This is a genomic window from Nonomuraea sp. NPDC050680, from assembly GCF_040654555.1.
GTDB lineage: Bacteria > Actinomycetota > Actinomycetes > Streptosporangiales > Streptosporangiaceae > Nonomuraea.
In genome coordinates this window covers 235101-251019 of record NZ_JBFAIF010000001.1, presented here as the reverse complement: position 1 = coordinate 251019, position 15919 = coordinate 235101, and the positions used below count along the sequence as shown (strand labels likewise).

At 69.9% G+C, this 15919-nt stretch carries 16 protein-coding genes, 1 tRNA gene and 1 riboswitch; of the genes, 14 read left to right on the top strand and 3 right to left on the bottom strand.

Annotation, left to right across the window (positions count from 1 at the left end; genetic code table 11):
• Positions 1–35: 35 nt before the first annotated feature.
• Both AB0H88_RS01205 and AB0H88_RS01200 read right to left on the bottom strand, forming a co-directional pair.
• A complete protein-coding gene (locus tag AB0H88_RS01205; RefSeq protein ID WP_357639673.1) occupies positions 36–1820 on the bottom strand; it encodes an ABC transporter substrate-binding protein in 1785 nt (594 codons plus the stop codon).
• 9 nt (positions 1821–1829) lie between these two features.
• A complete protein-coding gene (locus tag AB0H88_RS01200) occupies positions 1830–2831 on the bottom strand; it encodes an ABC transporter permease (protein WP_357639671.1) in 1002 nt (333 codons plus the stop codon).
• 269 nt (positions 2832–3100) lie between these two features.
• Here AB0H88_RS01200 and AB0H88_RS01195 point away from each other — a divergent pair, with 269 nt between their 5' ends.
• The 11 genes from AB0H88_RS01195 (at position 3101) to AB0H88_RS01145 (ending at position 12793) form a co-directional block, all read left to right on the top strand.
• Positions 3101–3910 (top strand): oxygenase MpaB family protein, encoded by an 810-nt coding sequence (locus AB0H88_RS01195; RefSeq protein WP_357639669.1) that lies wholly within the window; start codon positions 3101–3103, stop codon positions 3908–3910.
• Between the two features lie 202 nt (positions 3911–4112).
• Positions 4113–4243: riboswitch (FMN riboswitch) on the top strand.
• Positions 4226–5689, top strand: a complete 1464-nt coding sequence (gene ribD, locus AB0H88_RS01190) for a bifunctional diaminohydroxyphosphoribosylaminopyrimidine deaminase/5-amino-6-(5-phosphoribosylamino)uracil reductase RibD (protein ID WP_357639667.1) — start codon at positions 4226–4228, stop codon at positions 5687–5689. It overlaps the preceding riboswitch by 18 nt.
• A complete protein-coding gene (locus tag AB0H88_RS01185; protein ID WP_357639664.1) occupies positions 5689–6279 on the top strand; it encodes a riboflavin synthase in 591 nt (196 codons plus the stop codon). The genes ribD and AB0H88_RS01185 overlap by 1 nt, the downstream gene beginning before the upstream one ends.
• Positions 6276–6935, top strand: a complete 660-nt coding sequence (locus AB0H88_RS01180; RefSeq protein ID WP_357639662.1) for a nicotinamide mononucleotide transporter family protein — start codon at positions 6276–6278, stop codon at positions 6933–6935. Before AB0H88_RS01185 ends, AB0H88_RS01180 begins: the two co-directional genes overlap by 4 nt.
• On the top strand, positions 6932–8158 hold the full coding sequence (locus AB0H88_RS01175) for a bifunctional 3,4-dihydroxy-2-butanone-4-phosphate synthase/GTP cyclohydrolase II (protein WP_357639659.1): 1227 nt from the start codon (positions 6932–6934) through the stop codon (positions 8156–8158). Before AB0H88_RS01180 ends, AB0H88_RS01175 begins: the two co-directional genes overlap by 4 nt.
• A complete protein-coding gene (ribH, locus tag AB0H88_RS01170; RefSeq protein WP_357639657.1) occupies positions 8155–8625 on the top strand; it encodes a 6,7-dimethyl-8-ribityllumazine synthase in 471 nt (156 codons plus the stop codon). Before AB0H88_RS01175 ends, ribH begins: the two co-directional genes overlap by 4 nt.
• Positions 8626–8645: 20 nt before the next feature.
• On the top strand, positions 8646–9116 hold the full coding sequence (locus AB0H88_RS01165; protein ID WP_357639654.1) for a PH domain-containing protein: 471 nt from the start codon (positions 8646–8648) through the stop codon (positions 9114–9116).
• A 106-nt stretch (positions 9117–9222) separates the two neighbouring features.
• Positions 9223–10086: a MoxR family ATPase gene (locus tag AB0H88_RS01160; protein WP_357639651.1), complete on the top strand. Its 864-nt coding sequence runs from the start codon at positions 9223–9225 to the stop codon at positions 10084–10086.
• On the top strand, positions 10079–11149 hold the full coding sequence (locus AB0H88_RS01155; RefSeq protein ID WP_357639649.1) for a VWA domain-containing protein: 1071 nt from the start codon (positions 10079–10081) through the stop codon (positions 11147–11149). Before AB0H88_RS01160 ends, AB0H88_RS01155 begins: the two co-directional genes overlap by 8 nt.
• The gene (locus AB0H88_RS01150; RefSeq protein WP_357639646.1) at positions 11142–12233 is read left to right on the top strand and encodes an XdhC/CoxI family protein; all 1092 of its coding nucleotides are present in this window, start codon (positions 11142–11144) and stop codon (positions 12231–12233) included. Before AB0H88_RS01155 ends, AB0H88_RS01150 begins: the two co-directional genes overlap by 8 nt.
• Entirely contained in the window at positions 12230–12793 is a 564-nt protein-coding gene (locus AB0H88_RS01145; RefSeq protein WP_357639645.1) for a nucleotidyltransferase family protein, read from the top strand. The genes AB0H88_RS01150 and AB0H88_RS01145 overlap by 4 nt, the downstream gene beginning before the upstream one ends.
• 45 nt (positions 12794–12838) lie before the next feature.
• Here AB0H88_RS01145 and AB0H88_RS01140 read toward each other — a convergent pair whose 3' ends face one another.
• A complete protein-coding gene (locus AB0H88_RS01140; RefSeq protein ID WP_357639643.1) occupies positions 12839–13726 on the bottom strand; it encodes an endonuclease/exonuclease/phosphatase family protein in 888 nt (295 codons plus the stop codon).
• Between the two features lie 92 nt (positions 13727–13818).
• Between AB0H88_RS01140 and AB0H88_RS01135 the strand changes: the two genes are divergently transcribed.
• From AB0H88_RS01135 to AB0H88_RS01125, 3 genes are all read left to right on the top strand, one after another.
• The gene (locus AB0H88_RS01135) at positions 13819–14859 is read left to right on the top strand and encodes an LLM class F420-dependent oxidoreductase (RefSeq protein WP_357639640.1); all 1041 of its coding nucleotides are present in this window, start codon (positions 13819–13821) and stop codon (positions 14857–14859) included.
• Between the two features lie 53 nt (positions 14860–14912).
• Positions 14913–14989: transfer RNA gene (locus AB0H88_RS01130), tRNA-Met, on the top strand.
• A 385-nt stretch (positions 14990–15374) separates the two neighbouring features.
• Positions 15375–15680: a hypothetical protein gene (locus AB0H88_RS01125; protein ID WP_357639637.1), complete on the top strand. Its 306-nt coding sequence runs from the start codon at positions 15375–15377 to the stop codon at positions 15678–15680.
• Positions 15681–15919 lie beyond the last annotated feature (239 nt).

Sequence of the window (15919 nt, the reverse complement as noted above, 5' to 3'; positions counted from 1 at the left end):
CTCCGGGCACCGCTACGGTGCCCGGAGCGGCGGTGCTACTGCTTCACGAAGATGGTGTTCGGCGAGACGATCCACTGCTGCGGGTCGATCTCGGCGCCGCCCACCTTGGAGCCGTGCAGCATGGTGGCGATCCGGTTCTCGGCCACGACCACCGGGGTGATCGTCTCCTGGATCTGCTTGTCGAGGTTCATCCAGGCCTCGTTGGCCGCGTTGATGTCCGGGTTCTCGGAGATCTTCTTCATCTCGGCCGTGATCGTCGGGTCGTTCAGGTGGCTCATGTTCTGGCCGCCGTCGGAGATCGGGCCGAAGATGACCGGCATCACGGTGGAGCCGGACGGCCAGTCGGCGCCCCAGCCGCCCCAGTACAGGTCGAACTCGTTCTTCGTCTGGCTGATCGAGTCGTAGTACGTCTTACGGTCCAGCGACTTGGCCACGACCTTGATCCCGGCCTTCTCCAGGGCGTTCTTGATCACCAAGGTGACCGGTTCCTGGGTGGGCAGGTTGTTGTAGGCGTAGACGATGGTCGGGTGGGGGTTGCTCGACTCGGCCAGCAGCTGCTTGGCCTTCTCGATGTCGCCCTCGGGCTTGGTCGTCTTCCCGAACAGGTCGTACGGCTTGTAGCCGACCGTGGTGTTCTCGTTGAGGATCGTCGTCGGCAGCGCCACGGCCTGCGGGCCGCCCAGCGCCTGCTGGATCTGCTTGGCCGGCCAGGCGTAGTTGATCGCCTGGCGGATCTTCTGGTCCTTCACCCGGTCGAGGTTGAAGTAGTAGTAGTTGCCGTACGGCGAGGGGCTGATCAGGCGGCGGTCGGCCAGGCTCGCGTCGCCCAGCACCTGCTGCAGCCGCTCGGCCGGGGTGTTGGCGTAGAAGGTGAACGCCGTCTGGTCGGGGCCCGCGTCGGCCACGAACCGGTCGGTGATCTGAGTGGCCTCCTGGCCGAACTCCATCTTCCACACGTCCGGGTACGCGCCGCGGATCGGGTCGGTGGCCGCGTCCCAGTTGGGGTTGCGGGCCAGCTCGAGGGACTTGTCGACGATGTGCGACTTGATGATGTACGGACCGGAGGAGACGGGCTCCTTGTCGTACTTCTCCTTGGTGTCCTTGGCCTTGGGCACGATGTTGTAGCCCGCCATGGCGAAGGCGTAGCCGGCGTCGGCGTGCGGGGCCTTGAACTTGAAGACGATCGTCTTGTCGTCAGGGGTCTCGATGTTGTCGAGTTCCTTGCCGCCGTACGGGCCCGGGTAGGCCTTCTTGTAGTCGGTGTCGGTGAGCCACTGCTGAACGTACTGCGGCCCGAAGGTGATGAAGGGGGCGAACATCCGCTCGACGGACCACTTCACGTCGCCGGAGGTGATCGGGCTGCCGTCCTGCCACTTCACCCCGTCCTTCAGGGTGAACGTCCAGGTCTTGCCGCCGTCGGACGGTGTGCCCGCGTCGGTGGCCAGGTCGCCGACCAGCTTGTAGTCGCCCTTGGCGATCCGCTTGTAACCGGTCAGGCCGCGGCTGATGAGCAGGCCGAAGTTCGCCTCGGTGTTGACGTAGATCTGGGCCGGGTCGAAGTGGGAGAAGTCGTCCCGGTCGATCATGGTGACGGTGCCGCCCTTGACGACGCCCTCCGGCGGGATGGCGGGACCCTTGGAGTCCTCAGCGGTGCCCAGGGTGATCGTCGGGGGCTTGTAGGCCGCCGCCGGCGCCGACGAGGCGCCCGCGCTCGCGGGGGCGCTCGACGGAGCGCCCGCGTTGCCCGGCGCGCAGGCGCCGACCAACGCCAGCGAGGCCGCCGCGACAACCGCGAGAGCCGACCGTTTGCGGTGATTCATTTCTCTCCTCTAGCGCTTGATCTTGGGGTCGAAGGCGTCGCGGACCGAGTCACCGAGCAGGTTGAAGGCGATGACGAAGATCAGCAGTGCGACGCCGGGGAAGATGAGATAGGTGATGTCGTTCTGGTACACCTGCGTGGCCCGCAGGAACATCCGGCCCCAGTCGGGGACCTGCTCGCCCATCCCGACCCCCAGGAAGGACAGCGCCGCCTCGGCCGTGACCAGGGCGGGCAGCAGCAGCGTCGACTGGATGAGGATCGGGGTCCAGAGGTTGGGCAGCAGCTCCTTGAACACGATCCTGGCGGGGGAGGCGCCGGTGACCTTGGCGGCCTCCACGAACTCACGCTCGCGCATCGACAGCACCTGGCCGCGCAGCAGCCTGGCCAGCCCGGCCCAGCCGAAGACGGTGAGCAGGATGGTCAGCGTGATCGCCCGCAGCCACACCGGGGTCTCCTCGTTGGAGGGCACCAGCAGCTGGTCCACCACCGGCGTGAACGCGATGATGAACAGGACCTGCGGGAACGACAGCATCAGGTCGATGATCCGGCCGATGAAGAAGTCGGTCTTGCCGCCGGCGTACCCGGCGATGATGCCGACCACGATGCCGATCAGGGTGGTGAGGATCGTCGCCACCACCGCGATCAGGAGCGAGGTCCTGATCCCGTAGACCAGCTGCATGAACACGTCACGGCCCAGGTTGGGCTCGATGCCGAACCAGAACTCCGAGCTGATCCCGCCGTTGGGCGCCATCGCGTAGCCGAAGTCGTTGAGCAGTCCGGGCCGGTCCTGGCCGTACAGGGTGTACGGGTCCTTGCCGTACACCAAGGAGATGACGGGCGCGAGGATGGCGACCAGGAAGAAGAAGATCACGATCGCGGCGGAGATGACCCCGGTGCGGTCCCGGCGGAAGCGCAGCCACATGAGCTGGCCGGGCGAGCGGCCTACCGCCTCCGGTACTTCGGTCACGGACGTCGCGTCGATCTCTGGTGCGGTGGACGTCGGTGTGGTCATCTAACAGGACTCCCAAGGAACATGCCAGAACGGGAAGTTTCAGGCCATATGGCAGATTTGCAGGCTCGATCGGGTGGAGGCAATGCTTCGCCAAGGTTTGATTGTTTTGTTGTGAAATATCGATGCGGTCGTGCCTTCTATGCCGTTGACCTGGTCATGTATGGGATGTCATGATCTATCGTGGTGACGCTTTCTTAATCACGGAATCAAGGCATAAACAAGATGATGCCGTGACATGAAGCAGGCGTTACCTGGGTAACTGTCCGCTTATGGAGGACCATGGGCTCTTCGGGCCCGACTCGGTGACCTGGCGGGTGATGGGCGAGCCGATCCTGCTGGTCGGCGGATTGCGGGCGCTGCTGATGCAGGGGCTGCACCCCAAGGCGATGCGCGGCGTGCTGCAGAACTCCTCTCTGATGGATCCGAACGAGGCGTGGTCGCGTTTCACGCGGACGACGGAATTCGTCCGCGTCCGCACGTACGGGACGCACGAGGAGGTCGAGCGGGCCGGCCGCCGGGTCCGCAGGATCCACGCCAAGCTGACCGCGTGTGATCCGGACACGGGTGAGCGCTTCCACCTCGACGATCCGGACGCGCTGCGCTGGGTGCACGTGGGGGAGGTCGACTCCTACCTGTCGGTGGCGCGCCGGGGCGGCGTCAAGCTGACGGACGCCGAGGCGGACACCTTCGTGGCGGAATGGCGACGGGCCGCCGAGGTCGTCGGCCTCGACCCGGCCTCCGTCCCCGGCACCGTGGGCGAGTTGCGGGACTACATCGAGGGGGAACGTCCCGGTCTGCGGTTCGTCCCCGAGGCGGCGCACCCGCTCCGCCTGTCGCTCACCGCGCCGCTTCCGCTGCTGCTCACTCCGCTCAAGCCGGTCGTGCCGGGGGTGACGCTGCTGGCGTTCGCGACGCTCCCGCGCTGGGCGCGGCGGCTGTACGGCCTGCCCGCCACCCCGGTCGGCGACCTGTGGGCGACGGCCACGCTGAAGACGCTGCACACCGGGCTGGGGCTGATTCCGGCGCAGGTCCGCTACAGCCCGGCCGCCCGTCTCGCCCGTCGCCTCATGGCCGCCTGACCTCCCGTCGTTTCCGCCCTCTGACCTCCCGCCGTCCCGCCGCCTGACCTTGGGCTGTCCCATCTGCCTGACCTTCCGCCACACCACCGCCCACCGTCGGTCATCCCCTCGCTCGCCTTGACCAAGCGAGCGCTTGTTTGGCATAGTGGGGGGCGGTCGCATGCGCTTTTGTCGGCATGGCAGACTGATGTGAGAAGAGAGCTAGCGTGCTCCGGGGTCGGTGAAATTCCGAACCGGCGGTTACAGTCCGCGACCCGGCCGATGCCATCGGCCGGTTGACTCGGTGAAATTCCGGGACCGACGGTTAAAGTCCGGATGGGAGGAAGCGCGCGGGTGTCCGGCCTTGAGCCGGGCGCCACTGTGGTGTGTACGCGCACCGCCATACCCCCCGGGGCCCGCCGTGGCTTGGAGCTACTGGCGAGTTGGAGGCCCGGGGTGGAGACACCCGCTCAGGACCCCGCGTATTCGGCGCGGGCCGCCCGCGAGGCGCATGGCGTCACGGACGCCGCGTGCACACATGCGGCTACGGATGCCGCGCTCACACGTGCGGCTACGGACGCCGCGCTCACACATGCGGCTACGGACGCCGCGTACACACATGCCGACACGGACGCCGCGCACATGGCGCGGGCCGTTGAGCTGGCCGCGTGCGGGCGGGGCGCCACCAGCCCGAACCCCGTCGTCGGCTGCGTCGTGCTCGACGCCTCGGGGAACGTCGCCGGTGAGGGCTTCCACGCCTACGCCGGTGGCCCGCACGCCGAGGTCGTCGCGCTGCGCGAGGCGGGGGAGCGAGCCCGCGGCGGCACCGCGTACGTGACGCTCGAACCCTGTGACCACACCGGCCGGACCGGCCCCTGCAGCCTGGCGCTGCTCGACGCGGGCATCGCCCGGGTGGTGGTGGCGGTCGCCGATCCCACGCCCAAGGCCGCCGGAGGCGCCGCGCGGTTGCGCGCGCACGGGGTGACCGTGGAGTCCGGGCTGCTCGCCGAGCAGGGCGAGCGGGTCAACGCCGAGTGGCTCACCTACGCCCGGCTCGGCAGGCCGTACGTGACCTGGAAGTTCGCCGCCACCCTCGACGGCAGGTCGGCCGCCTCCGACGGCACCAGCCAGTGGATCACCTCCCCCGAGTCCCGGGCCGACGTCCACCGGCTGCGCGCCGAGTCCGATGCGATCGTCGCCGGCATCGGCACGATCCTCGCCGACGACCCACGCCTCACCGCCCGCCCGAGCCGCCCGGCTGACGCGGGCCGTCCGGCTGACGCGAGCGATCCGACCAGCCCGGCCTACGCGAGCCACGCGACGAGCCCGGACGGCCAAGCCCGGCCCGCCGTACGCGTGCCGCTGCGGGTGGTGGTCGACTCCGAGGCGCGTACCCCGCCCGGCGCCAGGGTGCTGGACGGCGCGGAGCCCACGCTCGTCGCGGTCGCCGACGACGTCGAGACCCGCCTCGAGGCCGACCTGATCCGGCTGCCCCGCCACGACGGCGGCCTCGACCTGAGCGCCCTCCTCCGCGAGCTGGCCGCGCGCGAGGTCGTCAGCGTGTTCCTGGAAGGCGGCCCGACGCTCGCGGGCGCGTTCCTGCGCCAGGGCCTGATCGACCGCGTCATCGCCTACCTCGCCCCGGCCCTGCTGGGCGCCGGGCCGGCCGCGCTCGGCGACGCGGGCGTGGCGACCATCGCCGCCACCCACCGGCTGGCCTTCGACGACGTTTCCCCCATTGGACCGGACCTGCGGCTGACCGCGCGGCCGGTGCTCGCACCACCACGCAAGGAGAGTTGATGTTCACCGGAATCATCGAGGAAAAGGGCGATGTCGTGGCCGTCGAGGCGGTGGGCGACTCGGCGCGGCTGTCCGTCCGCGGCCCCATCGTCACCTCCGACGCGCGCCACGGTGACTCGATCGCCGTCAACGGCGTCTGCCTGACCGTCGTGGACGTCCAGGACGACGTGTTCACCGTGGACGTGATCAAGGAGTCGCTCGACCGCAGTTCCCTCGGCGCCCTGGAGGCGGGCTCCGCGGTGAACCTGGAGCGGGCCGTACGGGCCGACCAGCGTCTCGGGGGCCACATCGTGCAGGGCCACGTCGACGGCACCGCCGTACTGCGCTCCCGGGAACCCGGGGCGAACTGGGACAACCTCCGCTTCTCCCTCCCCGAATCCCTCGCCCGTTACGTGGCGGAGAAGGGTTCGATCGCCATCGACGGAATCAGCCTGACGGTCACCACGGTTGACGACGACAGCTTCGGCGTGAGTCTCATCCCCACCACGTTGAAGCTGACCACGATGGGCGAGCGCGAAGTGGGCGACATGGTGAACATCGAGGTCGACGTGATCGCGAAGTACGTGGAAAGGCTGGTGGGCAAGCAGTGAACTGGGCCAACGCCGGATTCGAGGTATTCGGCACGCACGTCCTCTGGACGGACCTGGTCGGCAACATCGCCGCCTTGTCCACCGTCCTGCTGGCGATACGCAAGTCGGTGTGGACGTGGCCGGTGCAGCTCACCGGCTCGGTGTTGCTGTTCATCGCCTCGGTCAACGCGGGAATCACTGGCAACGCCCTCAAGCAGGTGATGTTCGGAGCGCTGGCCGTCTACGGCTGGTGGGCGTGGCGGCGCGGCACGGAGGGCGGCAAGCAGCTGACCGTACGCCCGGCCACGACGCGCGAGCGCACCGCCTACATCGGCGTGATGGCGCTGGGCACCGTCCTCGTCGGCGTGCTGTTCTTCTTCACCCACCTGTCGTGGGGGGCCAGCGTGCCGCTGCCGAAGGGCGCGTTCCTGGTGGCCGCCGACGCCTACATCTTCGTCGGCAGCGCGGTCGCCACCTGGGCGCAGGGCCGGGCGCTGGTCGACTTCTGGATCATTTGGGTGGCCGTCGACCTGGTCGGCGTGCCGCTGGCGTTCAGCTCGGGGCTGGTCGTCTCCGGCGCCGTCTATGGGGTGTTCTTCGTGCTCGTGCTGGTCGGCTTCGTGAAATGGCTCAGGGAGTACCAGAGCGCTCCCGCGGACCTGGCGGTGGCATCATGACCGAGACCATCCTCGACCCGGTCGAACGGGCGATCGACGACATCCGTAACGGCAAGCCCGTCCTGGTGGTCGACGACGAGAACCGGGAGAACGAGGGCGACATCATCTTCGCCGCCTCCAAGGCCACTCCCGAGCTGCTCACGTTCACCATCCGGCACACCAGCGGCGTCATCTGCGTGCCGATGGAGGGCAAGGAGCTGGACCGGCTGGGCCTGCCCCTCATGGTGTTCCAGAACCGGGAGCGGCTGCGCACCGCGTACACGATCAGCGTCGACGCCCGCGACGGCGTGAGCACCGGCATCTCCGCCGCCGACCGCGCCCATACGATCCGTACGCTCGCCGACTCCGCCACCGAGCCCTACGAGCTGGTCCGGCCGGGCCACATCTTCCCGCTGCGCTACCACGAGGGCGGCGTGCTGAGCCGGCGCGGCCACACCGAGGCGGCCGTCGACCTGGCCAGGCTCGCCGGGCTCAGCCCCGCGGGCGTCCTGGCCGAGATCGTCAACGACGACGGCACCATGGCTCGGCTGCCCGAGTTGCGGACCTTCGCCGACGAGCACGATCTGGCGCTCATCTCCATCGAGCAGCTGGTCGACCATCGGCGCAGGACCGAGAGCATGGTCACCAGGGTCGCCGAGACGAACGTGCCCAACGCGTACGGGATGTGGCGGGCCTACGGCTACGCCAGCGCGCTCGACGGCGGCGAGCACATCGCGCTCGTCTACGGCGACCTGTCCGGCGACTCGCCGGGCGAGAACATCCTGGTCCGCGCCCACTCCGAATGCCTGACCGGCGACGTGTTCGGCTCGCTGCGCTGCGACTGCGGCGTGCAGCTCGACCACGCCATGTCCGCGATCGCGCAGGAGGGCCGCGGCGTCGTCGTCTACCTGCGCGGCCACGAGGGCCGGGGCATCGGCCTGCTGGCCAAGCTCCGGGCGTACAGCCTGCAGGACGCCGGCAGCGACACCGTCGACGCCAACATCGAGCTGGGCCTGCCGGTCGACGCCCGCGAGTTCTCCAACGCCGCGCAGATCCTGGCCGACCTCGGCGTCAAGTCCGTACGGCTGCTCACCAACAACCCGGCCAAGCTCAAGGGCATGGACGGCTACGGCATCAAGGTGCTCGGCCGCGAGCCCATGCCGGTGGCGATGAACCCCTACAACGAGCGCTACCTCAAGGCCAAGCGCGACCGCCTCGGCCATGACATCTCGGAGGCTTCATGAGCGGGGAAGGACGTCCCTCGGCAGCCGCGGCACCGGACGCCGCGGGACTGACGGTGGGTGTGGTCGCCGCCGGCTGGCACGCCAAGATCACCGATCAGCTCCTCGCCCGCGCGCTGCAGGCGTGCGAGGACAGCGGCGCCACGGCCACCGTCGTACGGGTGCCCGGCTCGCTGGAGATCCCGGTGATCGCCCAGGCGCTGGCCCGCCGCTGTGACGCGGTGGTGGCGCTGGGCGCGGTCATCAAGGGCGAGACCGCGCATTTCGAGTACGTCTGCGACTCGGTGACCGCCGGCCTGACCCGGATCTCGCTCGATGAGGAGACCCCGGTTGGCAACGGCGTGCTCACCTGCGAGACGCTCGACCAGGCGCTCGACCGCTCGGGCCTGCCGGGCAGCAAGGAGGACAAGGGCTATGAGTCGGCCATCGCCGCGCTGGAGACCGCCCTCCTCCTGAAGACCCTCCACTGACCTGCGATAGGTTTCCGTTCGTGCCCGAGCCGATGTCTCCCCCGCCGCTGCCCGTCACCTGGCGTCCCCGCCGGGGGAGAATCGTCGCCTACGGCTCCGCGACGCTGATCGTCCTCGGCTCGGTGCTGATGGCCGTCCTCATCGCCGAGCCGTTCCAGCTGGTGGACCGGATCGGGCTCGTCATGTTCGGCTGCCTGGTGGCCTTCGTCCTGCACCTGCTGGGCCGGGTGCGGGTCGAGGCCGACGAGACGGGCCTGACGATCGTCAACGCCATCCGTACCCACCGCTACAGCTGGCCGGAGGTCCTGGACGTGACCCTGCTGGTCGGCGAGCCCTGGCCCAAGCTGGACTTCTCCGACGGCCGCACCATCGGCGCGATGGGCATCCAGGGCTCGGAGAAGGCCCGCGCCCGCCGCGCCACGGCCGAGCTGGCCGCCCTGATCCACGAGCGTGGAGAGGCGAAGGGCGGAGAGAACGCGCAGGAGGACTAGGCGCGGGATTGAGGACAAGAAGCGGGATTGAGGACTAGGAGCGGGATTCTCGTGTGGACCGGGCGGCGCGTAGCCTGAAGGCGTGCTGCGGCGGACAATCACGGCAATGGACATCCAGTCTCCGGACAAGCTCATCGAGCTGCTCGACCGGCACGCCTACCTGGCCGACGAGGGACTGGCCACGGCCGCGTTCCTGGCGCTCAGGATGGGCCGGCCGCTCTTCCTCGAAGGAGAGGCGGGGGTGGGCAAGACCGAGCTGGCCAAGACCCTGGCCGCGCTGCTGGAGGCGCCCCTGATCCGGCTGCAGTGCTACGAGGGGCTCGATGCCGCTCAGGCGCTGTACGACTGGGACTTCGCCCGCCAGCTGCTCCATCTCAAGGCCGCCGAGGCCGCCGGGATCACTGACGTGGGCCGCCTCGAAGGCGAGATCTACGACCGCCGGTTCCTGATCGCCAGGCCGCTGCTCAAGGCCGTCGAGACGCAGCCCAGCGTGCTGCTCGTGGACGAGATCGACCGGGCCGACGACGAGTTCGAGGCGTTCCTGCTGGAAGTGCTGTCGGACTTCACGATCTCCATCCCCGAGCTGGGCACGGTCAGTGCCAAGACGCCGCCGGTCGTGGTCGTCACCTCCAACCGGACTCGTGAGGTGCACGACGCGCTCAAGCGCCGCTGTCTCTACCACTGGCTGGAGCACCCGGACTTCGACAGGGAGGTGGCGATCCTGCTGCGCCGCCTGCCCGACTGCACCGAGACGCTGGCCGTACAGGTGGCGCGGGCGGCGGCGCGGCTGCGGCAGGCCGGGCTGGTCAAGCCGCCGGGCGTCGCCGAGACCCTCGACTGGACCGAGGCGCTGCTCACGCTGGGCGCCAAGGAGCTCGACCCCGGCCGCGCGGCGGCCACGCTGGGCGCCGCGCTGAAGTACCGCGAGGACATCGAGAACGTCCTGGGCAACGGGCTCCTCCATGCGTGAGCTGACGGCCACCATGACGGGTTTCGCCAGGACGCTGCGCGCCGCCGGCGTCGCCGCCGACCACGAGCGCACCCGCAACCTGCTGCTGGCCCTCGACCACCTCGACGTGACCGCGCCGGACGAGGTCTACTGGGCCGGCCGTTTCACGCTCTGCGCCACACCCGACGACCTGCCCAGGTACGACCGCTGCTTCGCCGCCTACTTCGGTGGCCGGAGCGCCAAGACCAGCCGTACCAGCACCACGACCGTCACCCGGCACACCGCCGCCCCCGAACAGGACGAGCAGGAGGGCGAGGCCGAGGCCGTACCCGGCACCGCCAGCCGTACCGAGATCCTGCGCAACCGGGACGTGGCCCGGCTGACCGAGGCGGAGCGGGCCGAGGTGCACCGGCTGCTGTCGATGCTGCGCGGCCGGCGCGCGCAGCGGCGCTCGCGGCGGTTCGAGGCCGCGCACCGGGGCGTTCTGGACCAGCGGCGGACGATCCGCGACGCGCTCAGGAAGGGCGAGGTCGCGCGGTTGCGGCGCCGGCGGCACACCACCAGGCCGCGCCGCGTCGTGCTGCTCGTGGACGTCAGCGGCTCCATGGCCCCGTACGCCGAGACGCTGCTGCGCTTCGCGCACGCCCTGGTCAGGAGCGAGCCGCGGGCCACCAGGGTCTACTCGATCGGCACCAGGCTCACCCCGATCACCGCCGAACTGCGCCACCGCGACCCCGGCACGGCGCTGAACGAGGTGTCCAAGGCCGTGCCCGACTGGAGCGGCGGGACCAGGCTGGGCGAGGAGCTCAGGGAGTACCTCAGCCGCGCCAGCGCGAGAGGGGCGATCGCGGTGATCGCCTCGGACGGCTGGGAACGGGGCGACCCTGAACTCCTCGGCACACAGATGGCCCGGCTGGCCAGGCAGGCGTACCGGGTCATCTGGGTCAACCCACACAAGGGCTACGCCGACTACCAGCCGCTGACCGGCGGTATGCGGGCCGCTCTGCCGTACCTGGACGATCTGGTGGCCGGCCACAGCCTGGCCGCCTTCGAAGAACTCAGTGAGAGGCTCGCCCATGCGTGACGTGCTCCCGGAGATCACCCGCTGGTGGAGGTCGGGGCTCAGGTTCGGACTCGCCACGGTGGTGAGCACGTTCAGCAGCGCGCCCCGCGCGCCGGGCGCGGCCATGGCGGTGCGCGGCGACGAGGTGGTCGGCAGCGTGTCCGGCGGGTGCGTCGAGGGCGCGGTGTTCGAGCTGGCCACCGAGATCGACACACCCATCCTGCAGAGGTACGGCGTGAGCGACGACGACGCGTTCGCCGTCGGGCTGACCTGCGGCGGCATCATCGACATCCTCGTCGAACCCATCTCGATCGAGACGTTTCCCGAGCTGGGCGACATCGCGGCGTCCGTGAACGCGCACGAGCCCGTGGCGGTCGCCACGATCGTCTCCGGCCCCGGGCGGATGGGCGCCCGGCGCGTCATCTGGCCGGACCGCTCCTCGGGCACGCTCGGCCTGGACCGCCTCGACGAGGCCGTCGACGACGACGCCCGCGGCATGCTGGCCCAGGGCGCGACGGGCATCCGGCACTACGGCGGGCAGGGCGAGCGGCGGCTGGACGACCTGGCGGTGTTCGTGCAGTCGTTCGCGCCGCCGCCGCGGATGCTGGTGTTCGGCGCGATCGACTTCGCCGCGGCGGTGGCGCGGGTGGGCAAGTTCCTCGGCTATCACGTGACCGTCTGCGACGCGCGGCCCGTCTTCGCCACCCCCAAGCGCTTCCCGGACGCGGACGAGGTGGTGGTCAAGTGGCCGCACGACTACCTGGCCTCGGTGCAGGTGGACGAGCGTACGGTCATCTGCGTGCTCACCCACGACCCCAAGTTCGACGTGCCGCTGCTGGAGGTGGCGCTGCGCACCGGCGCGGGCTATGTCGGCGCCATGGGCTCGCGCCGCACCCACGACGACCGGCTGGCCCGGCTGCGCGAGGCGGGCCTGACCGAGGACGAGCTGGCCCGGCTGAGGTCGCCCATCGGCCTTGACCTGGGCGCCCGGACCCCTGAGGAGACGGCGGTGTCGATCGCCGCCGAGCTGATCCAGCTGCGCTGGGGCGGTTCGGGACGGCCGCTGACCCACACCGAGGGGCGCATCCACCAGGAGACGCCGTGAAAGGCTCCCGGGTGGCCGGGCTGCTGCTCGCCGCCGGACAGGGCGCCCGGCTGGGCACGCCGAAGGCGCTGGTCGAGTACGAGGGCGAACGGCTCGTGGACCGGGGGGTGCGGCTGCTGGAGGACGGCGGCTGCCATCCGGTGGTGGTCGTGCTCGGGGCGGCGACCGTACAGGTGCGCGGGGCGGTGACCGTGCGCAACCCGGACTGGGCGACGGGCATGGGCTCGTCCCTGAGGGTGGGGCTGGCCGCGCTGCCCGAGGAGGCCGAGTCGGTGGTCATCGCGCTGGTGGACCAGCCGTTCATCGGGCCCGCGGCGGTACGCGCCCTCGTCGACGCCGGTGCCGAGGTGGCCGTGGCGACCTACGGCGGCCGGCGCCGCAACCCCGTGCTGATCGCCCGCCGCCACTTCGCCGGCGTCGCCGCGCTGGCCGTGGGCGACGTGGGGGCGAGACCGTTCCTGAAGGCGCATCCCGAACTGGTCACCGAGGTGCCGTGCGACGGCCTGGGCGACCCGGCCGACATCGACACCCCCGAGGACCTGTCGCTGCTGGAGACGTAGCGGGCTGGAGACCTGGCGCGCTCAAGGCGCGGGAGACGTAGCGCGCTAGAGGCGCAGTGACGCGACCGCGGCCCGGTGGTCGCTGCCCGTCGCCGGGGCCACCCCCGCCTTGGTCGCCGTCATCCCCTTGAACAGGATGTGGTCCGGCCTGGTGATCGGGAACTCCGACGGCCAGGTGAACCCGAAGCCGTCGCCCGCCGCGAGCTGCGCGTCGGTCAGCGGCGGGGTGAGCCCCTGCATGCCCCGATCGGTGGTGGCGGTGTTGAGGTCGCCGAGCAGCAGGATCCGCTTGCTCGGGTCGGCGTCGATGAGCTTGCGGGCAGAGGCCAGGGACTCATCGCGCGAGGCGGTGTGGCCGGGGCGGGCGGAGGCCAGGTGCATGACGTACACGGTGACCTTGCCCTTGGGCGTGGCCACCACGGCCCGCAGGGCGCGTGGCCAGCCCATGCCGACGTCGAGCGGTTTGGTCTCGGTGATCGGGTAGCGGCTCCACAGGCCGACCGTGCTCACCGGATAGTGGTACTTGAACATCTTGTTGAGCTGCTTGGCGGCCGGGCCGCCGCTGGTCAGCTCCTGGGCCGCCAGCAGGTCGAGGTCTTCGGCGATGCGGCGCACCGCCTCGCCCGAGGCGCTGTTGGTGACGCCCACGTTGACCGTGCCGACCGCCAGGTCGCTCTGGCCGCCGGGCGGGGTGCGCATCAGCGTGGAGCCGAACATGGACGCCCACACCACGCCGGGCACCAGCGCCGCGGCCGTGGCCAGCTTGGAGCGTGCCACGACGGCCGCCACGACCAGCATCGGCACGATCAGGCCGAACCAGGGCAGCAGGCTCTCCATCACCGGGGTGAACCCGCCAAGCACCGGGATCAGCTGATGCCCCGCCAGTCCCACGGCGAGCACGGCGGACACGGCGATGACGACGCGCTTCAGCATTCGACCCAGGCTAGCCGCTCGCTGACGGACACGCGGCGCGCTAACCTGTTGCCGTCGCAACGGAACATCATTCGGTTCATCGGGAGCCCGGCATGCGCATCGGTATGGCACTGAACTACTCGGGCGGCTTCAAGGAGTCGGTCGCCGAGTTGGCCGACTACGAGAAGGCGGGTCTCGACATCGTCTTCGTCGCCGAGGCCTACAGCTTCGACGCCGTCAGCCAGATGGGCTACATCGCGGCCAAGACCGAGCGGCTGGAGATCGCCTCCGGGATCCTGCCGATCTACTCACGCACCCCGGCGCTGCTGGCGATGACCGCCGTGGGCCTGGACTACGTCTCCGACGGGCGCTTCACCCTGGGTCTCGGCGCCTCGGGGCCGCAGGTGATCGAGGGCTTCCACGGCGTGCCGTACACCGCGCCGCTGGGCCGTACGCGGGAGATCATCGAGATCTGCCGCCAGGTGTGGCGGCGCGAGCGGCTGGAGTACGAGGGCAAGCACTACACGCTGCCGCTGCCGCCCGGCCAGGGGACCGGGCTCGGCAAGCCGCTGAAGCTCATCAACCACCCGGTACGCCCCCGCATCCCGATCGTGGTCGCGGCCATCGGCCCCAAGAACGTCGAGCTGGCCGCGGAGCTCGCCGAGGGCTGGGAGCCGATCTTCTACGTACCCGAGAAGGCCGCCGACGTGTGGGGCCCGTCGCTGGCCGCCGGGCGGGCCAAGCGGCAGGAGGAGCTCGGCGAGCTGGACGTGATCGCGCAGGCGTCGCTGGCGATCGGCGACGACGTGGCGGGGCTGCTGGAGTTCGGGCGGCCGATGGCGGCGCTGTACATCGGCGGGATGGGCGCCAAGGGCCGCAACTTCTACAACGACCTCGCGCGGCGCTACGGCTATGAGAAGGAGGCCGAGGCGATCCAGGAGCTGTACCTCGACGGGAAGAAGGAGGAGGCGGCGGCGCTGGTGCCGCACGAGCTGCTGGAGAGCATGTCGCTCATCGGGAGCGACGGGTTCGTCCGGGACCGGGTGGCGGCGATGAAGGAGTCCGGGGTGACGACGCTCAACATCGCGCCGTTCGGGGCGACGCACGAGGACCGGGTGAAGCTGATCGAGCGAATCAAGGAAATCGCCGCCTGATTCCTCATGGGTGGCCGAAGCACTCCCAGGACGCGATAGTCTTTCTCTTGCGACGCGGGGTGGAGCAGTTCGGTAGCTCGCTGGGCTCATAACCCAGAGGTCGTAGGTTCAAATCCTGCCCCCGCTACCAAGGCAAAAGGCCCTCCAGGATCATCCCGGAGGGCCTTTTCGCGCGTCCAGCCACAAATGGGCCTCGCTTCGCTCGGACTGCCTTCCTCGCCTTCGGCGCGCACCCGCTTACGGTCGGCGTTCCAGGTTCGAATTCTGCCCCGGACACAATGCGCCCCGCTCTTCTCCGGGAGGCCGGGCGTCGCCGGCTTCGGAGGCGTCGTTCGTCGGCGCGTCACCGAATCCGGGCCTACGGCAGTTGGCGTGGCGGTGTGGGGTGAGAAAGACTGCCCGTGACGGTAAGCGGTCTCCTGGGCGAATCGATGCGCATCGCACCGGCTGAGACGGCATGCTGGTTCGGGTGCCCCCAGGGCGCCAATCCCTCCATGCCGGAAGGTGCATGAGTCATGACAGGCAGCCCTCAGCGGGGCGCTTTCCTCAAAGAGCACATGAACGCCGTGCTGGCGATGGTCACCGTCGCTCTGGAAGCACGGGAGAGCGGCGACACGAGCGACCCCGTCGGCCTGCAAGTGATCAGCAGAGTCATCAACGAGGTGCCACGGGAGGTCGCCGCGATGGCGTCCCTGCATCTCATCCTCCTGCTCGTACGGCACCTCGCACGGGTGCAGGGACGGCCGGTTGAAGAGGTGTGGCAGGAGCTCGCGCTGATCTACGCCGAGGACTGGCCCGAGGACGATGCGCCCCGGGCGTGAAGCGCGGGCGCGTCAAATGCCGTAAGGCGAACGTCCTGGAATCTGCGCACCACCGTCCTTCGATCGCCATGGGCGCACCGGCCCCGTGTTGTGAGACGCCTTCGCGAACCGGTGGGTTGACAGGGGACGGCGACTGAGTCCCGGCGCCCACTGTGCCGGAACCTGATCCCTTCGGGCCGTGTTGTGGGGCGGCTGAGGCCCGTGGGGGCCTAGTGTGGGGCGGAAATTGCCGTTTCTGT

Coding starts and splice junctions, on each gene's coding strand:
- AB0H88_RS01125 (WP_357639637.1), top strand. CDS start 15,375: ATGACAGGCAGCCCTCAGCGGGGCGCTTTCCTCAAAGAGCACATGAAC.
- AB0H88_RS01200 (WP_357639671.1), bottom strand. CDS start 2,831: ATGACCACACCGACGTCCACCGCACCAGAGATCGACGCGACGTCCGTG.
- AB0H88_RS01140 (WP_357639643.1), bottom strand. CDS start 13,726: ATGCTGAAGCGCGTCGTCATCGCCGTGTCCGCCGTGCTCGCCGTGGGA.
- AB0H88_RS01195 (WP_357639669.1), top strand. CDS start 3,101: ATGGAGGACCATGGGCTCTTCGGGCCCGACTCGGTGACCTGGCGGGTG.
- ribD (WP_357639667.1), top strand. CDS start 4,226: ATGGGAGGAAGCGCGCGGGTGTCCGGCCTTGAGCCGGGCGCCACTGTG.
- AB0H88_RS01205 (WP_357639673.1), bottom strand. CDS start 1,820: ATGAATCACCGCAAACGGTCGGCTCTCGCGGTTGTCGCGGCGGCCTCG.
- AB0H88_RS01175 (WP_357639659.1), top strand. CDS start 6,932: ATGACCGAGACCATCCTCGACCCGGTCGAACGGGCGATCGACGACATC.
- AB0H88_RS01155 (WP_357639649.1), top strand. CDS start 10,079: ATGCGTGAGCTGACGGCCACCATGACGGGTTTCGCCAGGACGCTGCGC.
- ribH (WP_357639657.1), top strand. CDS start 8,155: ATGAGCGGGGAAGGACGTCCCTCGGCAGCCGCGGCACCGGACGCCGCG.
- AB0H88_RS01160 (WP_357639651.1), top strand. CDS start 9,223: ATGGACATCCAGTCTCCGGACAAGCTCATCGAGCTGCTCGACCGGCAC.
- AB0H88_RS01135 (WP_357639640.1), top strand. CDS start 13,819: ATGCGCATCGGTATGGCACTGAACTACTCGGGCGGCTTCAAGGAGTCG.
- AB0H88_RS01150 (WP_357639646.1), top strand. CDS start 11,142: ATGCGTGACGTGCTCCCGGAGATCACCCGCTGGTGGAGGTCGGGGCTC.
- AB0H88_RS01185 (WP_357639664.1), top strand. CDS start 5,689: ATGTTCACCGGAATCATCGAGGAAAAGGGCGATGTCGTGGCCGTCGAG.